The organism is Geobacillus lituanicus (assembly GCF_050994965.1).
GTDB classification, from domain to species: Bacteria; Bacillota; Bacilli; order Bacillales; family Anoxybacillaceae; genus Geobacillus; species Geobacillus stearothermophilus.
Genome location: NZ_CP194773.1, coordinates 1,290,023 through 1,304,706, shown reverse-complemented (window position 1 = coordinate 1,304,706; position 14,684 = coordinate 1,290,023). Strand labels below are relative to the sequence as shown.

The 14,684-nt window shown below is 54.6% G+C and carries 12 protein-coding genes and 1 pseudogene; 3 read left to right on the top strand and 10 right to left on the bottom strand.

Going from position 1 to position 14,684, the window contains the following annotated elements; translation table 11 throughout:
* Positions 1-11: 11 nt before the first annotated feature.
* From ACR1UW_RS06575 to ACR1UW_RS06540, 8 genes and pseudogenes are all read right to left on the bottom strand, one after another.
* Entirely contained in the window at positions 12-794 is a 783-nt protein-coding gene (locus tag ACR1UW_RS06575) for an SDR family oxidoreductase (protein WP_094239832.1), read from the bottom strand.
* Between the two features lie 20 nt (positions 795-814).
* On the bottom strand, positions 815-2,026 hold the full coding sequence (locus ACR1UW_RS06570) for an acyl-CoA dehydrogenase (protein ID WP_015374320.1): 1,212 nt from the start codon (positions 2,024-2,026) through the stop codon (positions 815-817).
* Positions 2,027-2,164: 138 nt separating this feature from the next.
* Positions 2,165-3,070 (bottom strand): annotated as a pseudogene (locus ACR1UW_RS06565) (NAD(P)-dependent oxidoreductase); the annotation flags it as partial.
* Positions 3,071-3,129: 59 nt separating this feature from the next.
* Positions 3,130-3,915 (bottom strand): SDR family oxidoreductase, encoded by a 786-nt coding sequence (locus ACR1UW_RS06560; RefSeq protein ID WP_015374318.1) that lies wholly within the window; start codon positions 3,913-3,915, stop codon positions 3,130-3,132.
* A gap of 104 nt (positions 3,916-4,019) precedes the next feature.
* Positions 4,020-4,241 carry a hypothetical protein gene (locus ACR1UW_RS06555; RefSeq protein ID WP_015374317.1) on the bottom strand — a complete coding sequence of 74 codons (222 nt, stop codon included), beginning with the start codon at positions 4,239-4,241 and terminating at the stop codon, positions 4,020-4,022.
* 257 nt (positions 4,242-4,498) lie between these two features.
* Positions 4,499-5,767: a 2-oxoglutarate dehydrogenase complex dihydrolipoyllysine-residue succinyltransferase gene (odhB, locus tag ACR1UW_RS06550; protein WP_498935000.1), complete on the bottom strand. Its 1,269-nt coding sequence runs from the start codon at positions 5,765-5,767 to the stop codon at positions 4,499-4,501.
* Positions 5,768-5,798: 31 nt separating this feature from the next.
* Positions 5,799-8,651 (bottom strand): 2-oxoglutarate dehydrogenase E1 component, encoded by a 2,853-nt coding sequence (locus tag ACR1UW_RS06545; RefSeq protein WP_498934998.1) that lies wholly within the window; start codon positions 8,649-8,651, stop codon positions 5,799-5,801.
* 264 nt (positions 8,652-8,915) lie between these two features.
* Positions 8,916-10,892, bottom strand: coding sequence for a methyl-accepting chemotaxis protein (locus tag ACR1UW_RS06540; protein WP_498934996.1), 1,977 nt, complete (start codon positions 10,890-10,892; stop codon positions 8,916-8,918).
* 145 nt (positions 10,893-11,037) lie between these two features.
* Between ACR1UW_RS06540 and ACR1UW_RS06535 the strand changes: the two genes are divergently transcribed.
* From ACR1UW_RS06535 to yyaC, 3 genes are all read left to right on the top strand, one after another.
* The gene (locus ACR1UW_RS06535; RefSeq protein WP_014195319.1) at positions 11,038-11,238 is read left to right on the top strand and encodes a YbxH family protein; all 201 of its coding nucleotides are present in this window, start codon (positions 11,038-11,040) and stop codon (positions 11,236-11,238) included.
* 73 nt (positions 11,239-11,311) lie between these two features.
* Positions 11,312-11,980: a GNAT family N-acetyltransferase gene (locus tag ACR1UW_RS06530; RefSeq protein WP_498934994.1), complete on the top strand. Its 669-nt coding sequence runs from the start codon at positions 11,312-11,314 to the stop codon at positions 11,978-11,980.
* Between the two features lie 90 nt (positions 11,981-12,070).
* Entirely contained in the window at positions 12,071-12,622 is a 552-nt protein-coding gene (gene yyaC, locus ACR1UW_RS06525; protein WP_498934992.1) for a spore protease YyaC, read from the top strand.
* Between the two features lie 48 nt (positions 12,623-12,670).
* Here the strand turns inward: yyaC and ptsP are convergent, their stop codons facing one another.
* Both ptsP and ACR1UW_RS06515 read right to left on the bottom strand, forming a co-directional pair.
* Positions 12,671-14,407: a phosphoenolpyruvate--protein phosphotransferase gene (gene ptsP / locus ACR1UW_RS06520; RefSeq protein ID WP_498934990.1), complete on the bottom strand. Its 1,737-nt coding sequence runs from the start codon at positions 14,405-14,407 to the stop codon at positions 12,671-12,673.
* Positions 14,407-14,673: a phosphocarrier protein HPr gene (locus ACR1UW_RS06515; protein WP_011230496.1), complete on the bottom strand. Its 267-nt coding sequence runs from the start codon at positions 14,671-14,673 to the stop codon at positions 14,407-14,409. Before ACR1UW_RS06515 ends, ptsP begins: the two co-directional genes overlap by 1 nt.
* Positions 14,674-14,684: the final 11 nt, after the last annotated feature.

The window sequence follows — 14,684 nt, the reverse complement described above, 5'->3', positions numbered from 1 at the left end:
CCCTTTTCTCGTTAAATGCCGGTCGCATGGCTGCCGCCGTCAACGACTAACAGCGCACCGGTGACAAACGCAGACGCCGGCGAGGCGAGAAACAGAACGGCGCCTTTTAAGTCATCCTCGCCGCCAAAGCGGCCAAGCGGCGTATGCTCGAGCACTTTTTGCCCCACTTGCTCGAGGACAACTCTTGACATTTTCGTCGGGAAAAAGCCCGGCGCCACCGCATTGACGCGAATGCCGTGCTTCCCCCATTTTGCTGCTAGGTCCCTCGTAAACGTAATGACCGCCCCTTTGCTCGTGTTGTAGCCGATCGTATTTAAAATGTCCGGGTGCGTGCCGCCGAGGCCGGCGACGGAAGCGATGTTGATGATGGCGCCGCCCGTTTGCTTCTCAATCATCACCTTGCCGGCCGCCTGGCTCATGAGAAACGTGCCGGTTACATTGACGTTCATCACCTTTTGCCATGCTTCAAGCGGCATCTCTTCGACCGGCGCTCCCCACGTCGCTCCGCTGTTGTTCACCAAAATATCGATGCCGCCAAACTCCTTCACCGTCGTTTCGACGACATGTTGGACATCATCCGGGTTCGTCACATCACACTTTAGCGCCAATGAACGGACGCCCAGCTGTTCCAACTTTTCTTTCACTTGCTCGCACGCCTCCACTTTGCGCGAGCAGACGACAACGTTCGCCCCCGCTTCGGCGAGGCCGACGGCGATTTGCTCGCCGAGCCCGCGCCCGCCGCCGGTGACGATGGCGGTTTTTCCTTCGATTTTAAACAAGTCCAACACATGCATAAACGCCACTTCCTCTCCCTTTATTGTTCATATGGACGCAACTCAAGCTTGGCTACTTGCTCTTTATGCACCTCATCCGGCCCGTCGGCCAACCGAAGCGTGCGCGAGTTCGCCCACATGGCAGCAAGCGGAAAATCGTTGCTCACCCCGGCGGCTCCGAACGCCTGAATGGCGCGGTCGATCACTTTTAAGGCGACATTCGGAGCGACAACTTTAATCATGGCAATTTCTTTGCGCGCCGCTTTGTTGCCGACCGTATCCATCATGTACGCTGCCTTCATTGTCAACAGGCGCGCTTGCTCGATCTCAATGCGCGACTGAGCGATCCAATCGCGAATGACGCCATGGTCCGCAAGCCGCTTGCCGAACGCGACCCGCGACTGCACGCGCCGGCACATAAGCTCAAGCGCCCGCTCCGCCGCTCCAATCAAGCGCATGCAATGATGGATCCGCCCCGGACCGAGCCGCCCTTGGGCGATGGCAAATCCTTTCCCTTCTCCCCAAATGATGTTCTCTTTCGGCACCCGCACGTTGTCATACGTAATCTCCGCATGCCCGTGCGGCGCATGGTCAAAGCCGAACACCGGCAGCATCCGTTCGATTTTCACCCCCGGCGTATCAAGCGGAACGATGATCATCGACTGCTGCTCATGCTTCGGGGCATCCGGATTCGTTTTCCCCATCACAATGGCGACTTTGCAGCGCGGGTCGCCGGCGCCGGACGACCACCATTTCCGCCCGTTGATGACGTATTCGTCCCCGTCGCGGACGATGGAAGCGCGAATGTTCGTCGCATCGCTTGACGCGACGTCCGGTTCGGTCATCGAAAAGCAGGAGCGGATTTCTCCGTTCAAGAGCGGGATGAGCCATTTCCGCTTTTGTTCTTCTGTTCCATAGCGGACGAGTACTTCCATGTTGCCGGTATCCGGCGCATTGCAGTTGAACACTTCCGGAGCGATGAGCGAACGGCCCATAATTTCGCAAAGCGGCGCGTATTCGACGTTCGTTAAGCCGGCTCCGTATTCGCTGTCCGGCAAAAACAAGTTCCAGAGCCCTTCTTTTTTCGCTTTTTCCTTCAGCTCTTCGATGATGGGCGGCACCCCTGACCATCTTGACTCTTGGGCGTTCAGCTGCTCCTCATACACCCTTTCGTTCGGATAAATGTACTCTTCCATGAAAGCGCTTAATTTTTTGATCAACTCTTGGACTTTCGGCGAATAGGAAAAGTCCATGTCATACCCTCCCTGTATACTAACCGGTTAGTATGTGCCCTTTATTTCTACTATACCTCGACCAAAAGAAATATTCAATATTTTTTGATAAATATATCTCACATTCAAAAAAAGAGAGGACGAATCCGCCCCCCCATGTCACTGTCTGATATAGCGTTTGTACAATGCTTGCGTGCCGCTGTTTTCCTCACCGGCTTGCGCCAGCTCCTCATACATTTGTTTGGCGAGCGCCAGCCCTGGCAGCGGCAAGTTCATGCGCTCTGCTTCTTCAAGCGCAATTTTCATATCTTTAATGAAATGCTTGATGTAAAACCCCGGAGCAAAATCGCCTGACAACATGCGCGGCGCCAAGTTGCTCAGCGACCAGCTGCCCGCCGCCCCTTTGGCGATGCTTTCCAACACTTTGAATGGATCAAGACCAGCCCGCTTCGCATACGCCATGGCCTCGCAAACGCCGATCATATTGGTGGCGATGGCAATTTGGTTGCACATTTTCGTATGCTGGCCGGCTCCAGCTCCTCCTTGCCGCACGATGTTCGTGCCAAGCCGCTCGAGAATCGGCTTGCACGCCAAAAAGACGTCCTCATCACCGCCGACCATAATCGTCAACGTTCCTTCGCGCGCACCGATGTCACCGCCGGACACCGGGGCGTCCAACGCGTGAATCCCTTTTTGCTTGGCTGCTTCATAAATGGACTTTGCAAGCGTCGGCGTTGACGTCGTCATATCGATGACATACGTTCCCGGCCGCGCATTCTCCAAAATGCCGCCTTCGCCGAAATACACTTGCTCGACATCGTGAGGATAGCCGACCATCGTGATGACGACATCCGCCTCCCGCGCCAAATCAGCGACCGTTTCCTTCCAAACCGCCCCTTCCTGAAGCAAGTCTTCCGCCTTTTCTTTTGTGCGTGTATAGACGAGAAGCGGATAGCCCGCCTTCAGCAAATGGCGCGCCATGCTTTTTCCCATGACGCCAAGGCCGATAAACCCGATCGTTTTCAACGCTGTCCTCTCCCTTCTTGTCCGTTTGGCCGCAAGCGCCCAGCGATCTGCCCACCACCTGCGCTTCGCTTAGCAGCGGAGGCTTCTTTCGAAAATCGTTAAATCGCTTTGACCATGCCGCCGTCGACGATCAACGCTTGTCCGGTGACGTACGAGTTCGCTTCGGACAATAGAAAGACGACGACGTTCGCAAATTCTTCCGGCGTCCCGTAGCGGCCGAGCGGAATGGCGCTTTTCATGCGCGCTTCCATTTCCTCTTTTGTAATGCCAAGCTTTTCGGCGTTCACCTTATCTAAAAAGGCGACGCGTTCTGTCGCAATCCGCCCGGGAGCGACGGTGTTGATCAAAATGTTGTCCCGCGCGAATTCCGTCGCCAACGTTTTCGTCAGCCCGACAATCCCGGTGCGAAACGTGTTCGACAAAATCAAGCCCGGAATCGGTTCTTTGATCGATGACGAAGCGATGTTGACAATTTTGCCGCCGTTTTTCTTTAAATATGGCAGCGCTTCACGAATCAGCCGAATGTAGCTCAATAAATTGAGCTCAAACGCATATTGCCAGTCTTCGTCGCTCACCGTTTCAAACGTTCCCGCCGGAGGGCCGCCGGCGTTGTTGACGAGCAAATCGATCGTCCCAAACGTTTCGACCGTTTTGGCGACCAGCTGGCGGATGTCTTCCGCCTTCGTCACATCTGCACGCGTGTAGGCGACGCGTCCCTTATGCAGCCCATTCAACTCCTCGGCTGCTTCCTGCAGCTTTTCTTCGTTCCGGCTCGTGATCATCACGTTTGCTCCTTCGAGCACAAGCGCCCGGGCGACCGCTTTGCCGAGCCCTTGGCTTGAGGCGGCGACCAGCGCCGTTTTTCCGGCTAATCCGTACTCCATTGCCATCCCCCCCGAAAAATAGTCATATCAAGTAAACAATATTCGCGTTTGTTCGCCGTTTTCCTTCTTTTTTCGTTCACGAAAAAAGCGAGCCGCTGGGCGAATCACTTTTTTCCTTCCATGAGAGAGCGAAACCGCTTCATTCCTTCCTCGACAGCAAGGGAGTCGACGTGAAACGGGTCGGGGTTGGCCGCCCGCATCGGATCGGCGTCAATCCGTACACCGATTGCCTTGGCGCCGTCGGCAGTTGCATCGTTGATGATGCTTTCGCGGGCGCCGTCACGGTGAAAGGAATGTGGATGGTCGTTTCGTCCGCGTTCCGGCATCAATGGTTCCCTCCTTTTTGCTTGTAGTGTACCACCGCATCGCGCAATCATGCCTTTTCGGTTCCGAATCGCGCTTTCCTTCAAAAACAGGTGACTGCACTTTTCTTTTTGTTCTTTTCCAAAAAAGGGGCTGACCCAAAAGGCTGTCTGTCTTCAGTATAGACACAAAATATAGTGCGGAAGAAGCGGTCGGTGTATATATAGAAACGAAAGAGGGTGTCCCGATCCTTTTGGGACACCCCCCGTTCCTGCCTTGGTTAGCTTTCCAACAATAAGTCTTCCGGATTTTCGATCAAGTCTTTCACCGTTTTCAAGAACCCGACGGCCTCTTTGCCATCGATAATGCGATGGTCGTACGACAAAGCAACGTACATCATCGGCCGGTTTTCGATCCGCTCTTCGTCGATGGCGACCGGGCGCAGTTTGATCGAATGCATCCCTAAAATGCCGACTTGCGGGCCGTTGAGAAGCGGAGTCGACAGAAGCGAGCCGAAGACGCCGCCGTTTGTGATCGTAAACGTGCCGCCTTGCAAATCGGCAAGCGACAACTTATTGCTGCGTGCTTTCGCCGCCAATTCGGCAATGTCGCGCTCAATTTCGGCGAAGTTTTTCCGGTCGCAGTCGCGCACAACCGGAACGACAAGCCCTTCATCCGTCGATACGGCAACGCCGATATCGTAATATTTTTTCAGCAAAATCTCATCGCCTTGGATCTCCGCGTTGACGTACGGATATTTTTTCAGCGCCGCGACAGCCGCTTTGACGAAAAACGACATAAAGCCAAGGCGGACGTCATGATCTTCGAAAAATTTATCTTTTTTCCGCTTGCGCAAATCGATGACCGCCGACATGTCAATTTCGTTAAATGTCGTCAACATCGCGGTCGTTTGCGTCACTTCCAGCAGCCGTTTGGCGATCGTTTGCCGACGGCGCGACATTTTTTCGCGGATGACCGGCTTGCCGGCCTCAGCGGTTGGAACGGCGGCCGGCGTCGACGTCGGCGCGGCTTGCGGCGCCGGCTGCGGAGCGGCGGCCGGCTGGGCGGCAAACGAGGCGACGTCTTGTTTGCGCACGCGTCCAAGCGGATCAACGGTCGGCACTTGCGTCAAGTCGATCCCTTTTTCACGCGCCATTTTCCGAGCAGCCGGCGAAGCAATCGGTCGTTGGCCTGGCGCTTGGGCAACCGCAACCGGCTGCGGCGCTGGCTGCTCAGCACGGTCGACCGGCACAGCCGGTTTTGGCTCCTCGGCCAGCTGCGGCGCCTTCTCTGGTGCAGGCGGTGCCGACGCCGCTCCTTCTCCGATAATGGCGATCGCTTGACCGACCGCAACCGTATCGCCTTCATTGGCAAGCAGCTGTTGCAAAACGCCCGACTCTTCCGCCATAATTTCCACGTTCACTTTATCCGTTTCCAGCTCGCAAATCGATTCTCCTTTTTCCACGTAGTCGCCCGGTTTTTTCAGCCATTGGGCGATCGTTCCCTCCGTGATGGATTCTGCTAACTCTGGGACTTTGATCTCAGCCACGTTGATGCCCTCCTCAAATGTTCCGTAGTCATCATTCATGCTTCGTCAATGCACAGCGGATGATGCGCTCCTGCTCTTTTCGGTGGACGACCGGATCGCCTTCCGCCGGGCTCGCCCGCCGGCGCCGCCCGATATAGCTGACATCGACACCGTCTGGGGCAACGGCACGCAGGTGCGGCTCCATATACGTCCACGCGCCCATGTTTTTCGGTTCTTCCTGCACCCAGACGAGCTCTTTGACGTTCGGATAGCGGGCGATGATGTCTCTCACTGCTTCTTCCGGGAATGGGTACAGCTCTTCAATGCGCACGACGTGTAGCCAATCGAGCCCTTCGGTTTTGCCGATCTGTTCGGCTAAATCGATCATCAATTTGCCGGTGCCAAACACGATGCGTTCCACTTTGCCAGCGTCAGCGCCCAATCCCGGCTGTTCCAGCACCGGCGAGAACGCACCGTCAACGAACGCTTCCGCATCCGATGCCGCCAGCGGATGGCGGAGCAAACTTTTCGGCGTCATAATGATGAGCGGGCGAACTTCTTCCCTTGTCAACAGCGCCGCCTGCCGCCGCAAAATATGGAAATATTGCGCGGCCGTCGATAAGTTGGCGACCGTCCAGTTGTTTTCCGCCGCCAGCTGCAAAAAGCGCTCGACGCGGCCGCTTGAATGTTCCGGGCCCTGCCCTTCGTAGCCGTGCGGCAAGAGCATGACAAGCCCAGATTTTTGCCCCCATTTCGCCCGGCCGGATGAAATGAATTGATCAAACATTACTTGCGCCATGTTGGCGAAGTCGCCAAATTGCGCTTCCCACAGCACGAGCGTCTCCGGCGCGTACACGTTGTATCCGTATTCATAGCCGAGCACGGCTGCTTCCGTCAGCGGGCTGTTGTACACGACAAATGACGCTTTGGCGCCGCTGATATGGTGAAGCGGCACATACTCTTTGCCGGTTTTGACGTCATGCAGCACTAAATGGCGCTGTGCGAACGTGCCGCGCTGCGAATCTTGACCAGTCAGACGGATCGGCACCCCGTCTTGCAAAATCGTGGCGAACGCCAAAATTTCCGCGTGCGCCCAATCGACTTTGCCGTTTTGCGCAAACACGCCGCTTCGCCGTTTTAAAATGCGCTCAAGCTTGTTAAAGACGTTGAATCCGTCCGGAAACTGCAACAATTCTTCGTTCACACGATGGAGCACGTCTTTCGCCACGCTTGTTTTCACTTCCGGTAGCCGATCGACGACCGGTTTGGGCGGATCCATGATGAAATCAAGCTCGTCTTCGTTTTTCGGCACCCGCTCGTAGGCGATTTTCAGCCGTTCCGCCACCTCTTGCTCCATTTCGTCGACTTCCCGCTCGGTGATGATCCCTTTTTCCATCAATTTTTGCGCATACAGCTTGCGCACAGTCGGATGTTGGTTGATGATCGCGTACATCGTCGGATTCGTCGCCATCGGTTCATCCATTTCATTATGACCGAAACGGCGGTAACCGATTAGGTCAATGACAAAGTCTTTTTTAAACCGCTGGCGGTAGGCAAACGCCAAGCATGCGGCCGCCAAACAAGCCTCCGGATCGTCGGCATTGACGTGCACAATCGGCACCTCAAACCCTTTCGCCATATCGGAAGCATACGTCGTCGAGCGTGAATCGTAGCTTTCCGTCGTAAAGCCAATCATGTTGTTGGCGATGATATGGATCGTCCCGCCGGTCGTATAACCGCGCAGCTGGCTTAAGTTGAACGTCTCGGCGACAATGCCTTGCCCCGGGAAAGCGGCGTCGCCATGAATTAAAATGGCAAAAGAAGCATCTGTCTTTTGTTCCGGCACGCCCGGTTTCGTCCGATCCTCTTGCGCGGCGCGCGTGTAGCCAAGCACAACCGGGTTGACCACTTCAAGGTGGCTCGGGTTGTTGGCGAGCGTGATCCGCATCGTATGCGCGCTCTTATTGCGCAGACGGCGCGCCGCCCCCAAATGGTATTTCACGTCGCCCGTCCAGCCGTAGGTGATGGCCACCGCTCCTTCAGATGGAATAAAGTTTTTGCTCTCTGCATGCTGAAACTCGGCAAAAATCATTTCGTACGGCTTGCCGAGCACGTGAGCCAGCACATTCAGCCGGCCGCGGTGCGCCATGCCGATGTTGACGGCATCGATTTCATGTTCGATCGCCTGCCTGACAAGCTCATCCAAAAGCGGCACCATGGCGTCAAGCCCCTCAATCGAAAACCGCTTTTGCCCGACGTACGTCCGATGGATGAATTTTTCAAACCCTTCGACTTCCGTCAAGCGGCGCAACAAGGCGACCCGCTCTTTGTTCGCCAGGCTCGGATAGTACGCTCCGGACTCAATTTGCTGGATGAGCCAGTTCCTTTCTTCTAGATTATGTACTTGCGAGAATTCAAACGCGATTTTATCGGTATAAACTTTGCGCAAGTGCAAGATGGCATCCCAGCCGTTTTGAACATGGGCCGGAGCATGCGGGCAAAGGAACGCAACTGGAATGCGCTTTAAGTCCTCTTCCGTCAAATCGTACTCGTCAAGCTCGAGACGGCGCAGCTTTTTCTCTTCTTTGACGAGCGGATTCGTGTCGGCAGCCAGATGGCCATAATGGCGAATGCTGTCCGCCAGCTTGACAGCGGCGACAAGCTTGCTGAAGGCGTTCGGCGTTTCCGGCAGCCGAAATGTTTGGTGTGTTTGTGCCACACCGCCGTCTGCCGGTGAAACCGGCTCTTCGACAACCGGCGTCCCCCACTGTTCGAATAATCGTTTCAGTTCCGGGTCGACACTGTCCGGGTCATCGAGATACTGTTCATACATGTCGATGACATAACCGAGGTTCGGCCCGTAAAACTGGCTCCACGGTTGAGCGTAGTTTGTCTGTTTTGCCATCGTGAAAAAACCTCCAACTAGTTTTCGTTTCCCTCGAGTTGACAGCTTGTTTCCTCGCAATAGACAACTGTCTGCTTAGCTGCCATTATGCCCGAACGGACAACAAAATAACGGTATAAACGTTTTCACTATTTATTTTAGCACTATCGCTCACTAAAATCGACGAAGAAACTGAAAAAATTTCACTTATTATCACTGTACGAATACACTCGGCTGGAGGCGATAAAAAGAACACCCCGCTGCCATCAGGGCGTCCTCTGCCTTTTATGAAATTTTGAACTTCTCCACCAGTTGTTTCAACTGCCGGCTCATCTCACTTAACGTTTCCGCCGATTCGGTCACCGTTGCCAGCGCCTGCAGCTGGTCATCAGCGGAAGCGGCCACTTCTTCCGCCGCTGCCGCCGACTGTTGAGCGATGGCGGCGATGTTTTGCATGGCGCCGATCACATCATCCTTGCCGCTGTTCATTCGCTTCGCCTCTTCCATGATGTTCGCGAGCGCGTCGGTCAACTGCTCCATCATGCCCGTAATTTTCACGAACGAATCGCCGGTCGTGTGCACCGCTTTCCGTTGCTCGTTGTAAGCGTCTTTCGAGCGGCCGACCGCCTCGATCGCCAGTCCGGCCTGCTGCTGAATCGCGGCGATCGTTGCGCGGATCATTTCCGTCGCTTTCGCCGATTGTTCCGCCAGCTTCCGCACTTCGTCCGCGACAACGGCGAACCCTTTGCCGTGCTCGCCGGCGCGCGCCGCCTCAATGCTGGCGTTTAACGCGAGCAAGTTCGTCTGCCCGGAAATGGCGGTAATCGTTTGAATGACGTCATCGATTTCCCCCATTTTTCTCACAAGGTCGCTAATGACGTTTTCAACGGCGGACAGCTCGTTGTTCGCCTCTTCGGATTTTTGCTGCAGAACATTTAAATGCTCCAAGCCATCGTAGCTCGCCGTTTTCGTTTCATTTGACAACGATTCCATCGAAGCGGTCGCTCCTGTGACCGCTTCGATTTGCTGCGACAGCGCTGTTGTCCGCTCATTGATCGTATCAAGGCTGCCTGCTTGATCGGTTGTTCCTTTGGCGATTTCGCCGATCGCTTTCGCCACTTGTTCGCTTGTCGCCATCGTTTCCTCTGAGACGGCGCTTAAATGATCAGCCGAGGCGGCCAGCTCGTTGACCGATCGGTTCACTTCGCCGATCAGCGCGCGCATATGATCGATCATCTCGTTAAAATGGCGAGCGAGGCGGCCGATTTCATCTTTGCTGGCGGTGCGCACTTGCACGGTCAAATCACCGCCCGCCGCCTTTTCGACTTGCTCTTGCAGCGCCACAATCGGCTTGGTGATCGAGCGCGCTAAGAAATAAACGACGACCAAAGCGATGATGAACGCAATCACCGTAATGACAAGCATGGTTGCTCCGAGCGAGCGGCTCATCACTGATAAGTCTTTTTCTTTATAGACGGCGCCGACTTTCCAGCCAAGCTCTGGAATCGTAGTGAAGTAAATCACCCGCCGTTCGCCGTCTTGCTCATATTCGTGCATTCCTTTTTCATGCTCGAGCATGTAGCGGACTGTCGCATTGTTCGCCATATTTTTCCCTTTATCTTCCGGATGAACAACCGCCGTTCCCTTCGTGTCAAACAGCACCGGATAGCCGTGATAGCCGACGTCGCTCGCATTGACGATTCTTGTCACCGCATCGAGCGTCATATCGATGCCGATGACCGCCGCAATGCGGCCGTTTTCGCTCACCGCTTTGGCCAACGTCACAACGTGCTTGCCGGTAATCGCATCGACGTACGGTTCGGTCCACACCACTTCATCCGGACGCTTCATCGCTTCTTTATACCACGGGCGGCTTGTCGGATCGTATCCATCCGGGAGCTCTGTCATCGGCGATATGTACATTTTCTTCTGCTCCGTGCCAATATAGATGAATTGCACATTCTCATGCAGGCGCAAAAACGTGCGGAACTGTTTCTCAAGCTGCAGCCACATTTTTTCATCTTGAACCATTTGCAAAGCCAACGGCGATTCACTGAATTGCACTAAGCTATTCTCCTCACTTTGAAAACTGTCGCGAATATCGCCAAGCAGTCCGTCAAGCGCCGTCTGCGCCCGCTGTTTCACGTCAGCATCCACCATCTTCCGCATTTGCACAACCCCAACGAGTTGTGTCGCTGCCAATGAAATCACTAACAATAAAGCCATCAAGACGATCAATTTACTGCGCAATGTCCGGAACACTCTCTATTTCTCCCCTCTGTTTCCTCTTTTTGTCGAACCACGTCCATTATAAAAGGACAATCGTCCTACGTCTATAGGATGGGCTTCTTATTCATACATAGAGAGCCGCGCCTGTGGGACATTAAACGTAGGCAGGTGAACCACAATGGGCGCGATTGAACATGAGGGCTATATATTTGAGATCGAATACAGCGTCTTGCTGCAAAAAGGGGCGCTGCACGTTTATCGCGACGGTGAATTGATTGAGGAAATTGAGTTTGCATTTTGCGGCGAAAAGCCCGATGAACAGCAAATTGAAGCGCTTGTGAGCGAGTATGTCGAGCAAAAAACCTCCGGCCGCTGTTAGTTGTCGGGGGTTTTTCTTTCCATTTTTTCGCGTTTTCCGTTATGATGAAGGTAAAAAAGCAAGGGGGATCGGCATGTACGATAAACGTTTATACGTCTTTGACGGCAACACTCCGCGCGAAGCGGTCATCCGCAACTATACGACAGACGACTTTGCTGATCTCATCCGCGTGCAGCAAGAAAGTTTTCCGCCCCCGTTTCCATCGGAGTTGTGGTGGAACGAGGAACAATTAACCAACCATGTCACCTTGTTTCCCGAAGGAGCGCTTTGCGTCGAAGTCGAAGGGCGCATCGTCGGATCGATGACCGGCTTGATCGTTGATTTTGATCCAGCCCATGCCGATCATACATGGGAAGAGATCACCGACGGCGGCTACATCCGCAACCACCGCCCGGATGGCAACACGCTGTATGTCGTCGACATTTGCGTCTCGCCGCCATACCGGAAGCTCGGCCTCGGCAAGTGGCTCATGCAGTCGATGTATGAAGTCGTCGTCCATCTCGGCCTTGACCGGCTGCTCGGCGGCGGGCGGATGCCTGGCTACCACCGTTATGCGAGCGAGCTGACGCCGGAAGCCTACATCGACAAAGTCGTCGCCGGCGAGCTGAACGATCCGGTCATTACATTTTTGCTCCGTTGCGGGCGAACGCCGCTTGCGGTTGTCCGTAATTATTTAGAAGACGAAGAATCGCTCAACCATGCCGTGTTAATGGAATGGCGCAACCCGTTTAAGCAAACATAAGGAAAAATTTGCAACCCTGAAAAGAAAGGAATCGCCGGCAGCGGCCGCGAATAAGAAAAGGAGACTATCGACAGAAAGGAATCGCGATCGATGAGGACGATTTCCTACAGCGATCCGCTCGCTCCTTTGCTCATTCGCAACGAACTGTTTTCCTTGCTGCCGGCGCACATCCGGCATCTGACCGTCGTTTGCATCGGCAGCAATCGCATCAACGGCGACAGCTTAGGGCCGTTCGTCGGCACGCTGCTGGAAAACGCTTATCCGGATCATTTGACCGTCATCGGTACACTTAGGAAGCCTGTCGATGCAACGAACATCCATCGTGTTTCCGAGCAGCTGCAACACGAGCGCGGAGCGTATGTGGTGGCAATCGACAGCATTGTCGGGCCGCAGCCGTTTGTCCATACGATCGCCATCCGCCCTGGCGCCCTTTCCCCTGGCACGGCGCTCGGCAAATCGCTGCCACCGGTCGGAGACATCAGCGTCATGGGAGTCATGATGGAGGACACGGCCGATGTAAGCGCGCTTCCGTATACGAATTTGCACATAGTTTACCAAATGGCGAAAGTTATCGCTATCGGCCTTTCGCTTACGGTCCGGCAGCGGTATGGCTATGAATCGTCGACGCCGCTGTTGGCATAACGCAAAACGAAAAAAGCGCGGCGAACGTAAACGTCGCCGCGCTTTCATTCAGGCAAGTGAAAATGTTCGTTTGACAAACGACACGACTTCCTCAGCCGTGCCGAGCGACAACACCGTCTCTTTGATGCGAGCCGCCTCTTCTTTCGACAATTGTTTCAACTGAGCGCGCGCCGGCAAAATCGAGGTGGCGCTCATGCTGAACTCATCAAGGCCAAGGGCAAGCAAAATCGGAATCGCGATCGGGTCGCCGGCCATTTCTCCGCACATCCCGACCCATTTTCCTTCGCGATGGGCGGCATCGATCACGTGGCTGATGAGCCGCAAAATCGCCGGGTTGTACGGCTGGTACAAATACGCAACCCGCTCATTCATCCGATCGGCCGCCATCGTATATTGGATCAGGTCGTTCGTTCCAATGCTGAAGAAATCGACTTCTTTCGCAAACTGGTCCGCCATGACGGCAGCTGCCGGGATTTCCACCATCATGCCGACTTCAATTCCATCCGCAACGGCAACCCCTTGGCGGAGGAGCGCCTCTTTTTCTTCAAGCAAAATGGCTTTCGCTTGGCGGAATTCATCGAGCGTCGCAATCATCGGGAACATGATTTTCAAATTGCCGTACACACTCGCCCGCAACAAGGCGCGCAGCTGCGTCCGAAACATGTCTTGCATCTCAAGGCAAAGGCGGATCGCCCGGAACCCTAAGAACGGATTCATTTCTTTCGGCAGCTGCAAATACGGCAGCTCTTTGTCGCCGCCAATGTCAAGCGTCCGCACAACGACCGGTTTGCCATTCATTTGTTCCAGCACCGTTTTGTAAGCCGCAAACTGTTCGTCTTCCGTCGGCAGCTCCGAGCGTCCCATGTATAGAAATTCTGTGCGATACAATCCGATTCCTTCCGCTCCGTTCGCCAACGCTCCTTTTACATCGTCTGGCGTGCCGATGTTGGCGGCCAGCTCGACATGAATGCCGTCAGCCGTCACGGTCGCCTCGTGAACGAGTTTCGCCCATTCTGCCTTTTGCGCCTCATAGCGGGCCCGTTTTTGTTCATATTGGGCGAGCAACTCCGGCGATGGATTGATGATTACTTGGCCGTCGAGCCCATCGACAATGACGATGTCGCCGTTTTTTACTTCCGCCGTCACCGTCTTCGTGCCGACGACGGCAGGGATTTCGAGCGAACGGGCCATAATTGCTGAATGCGACGTCCGCCCGCCGATGTCGGTGGCAAATCCTTTCACATATTGGCGGTTCAGCTGCGCCGTATCGGATGGCGTCAAGTCTTCCGCGATGATCACGACTTCCTCAGAAATGAGGCTCGGGTTCGAGATTGTGACGCCAAGCAGATGGGCGAGGACGCGCTTTGTCACATCGCGGATGTCAGCGGCCCGTTCTTTCATATATTCATTGTCCATCGCCTCGAACATCGAGATGAAAAACGAGGCGGTTTCATCGAGAGCGTACTCGGCATTGACGCGCTCCGTTTGGATTTTTTCTTTAATCGGGTTCAACAATTCTGGGTCGTCAAGCACAAGCAAGTGGGCGGCAAAAATGGCCGCTTTATCTTCGCCAAGCTTTTCCAAGGCATGCTGCTTGATGGCTTCCAGCTCTTCTTTCGCTTTCGCCACCGCCGCCTCAAGCCGCGCTACTTCCGCTTCAACATCGGCAACAGCCCGTTTTTCGGCTGCCAAATCAGGGGTTTCTAAGCGGTATGCCTTCGCGATGGCAATACCGCTCGATGCAGCAATCCCATGGATCGTTTTTTCACGGATTGCGTTTCCCATTATTCTGCAAGACCTTCTTTCGCCAACGTATCCGTTAACGCCGCCATTGCTTCCGCCGCATCGGCCCCTTCTGCCGTGATTTTGATCGTTGCCCCTTTCGGAATGCCTAACGACATGACGCCCATGATCGATTTTAAGTTCACTGTTTTGCCGTTGTACTCAAGCTGGATTTCGCTGTTGAATTTGCTCGCCGTTTGCACCAAAATCGTCGCCGGACGAGCGTGGATGCCGGAATCAGAAACGACTTTAAACGTTTTTTCTGCCATGTTCATCATTC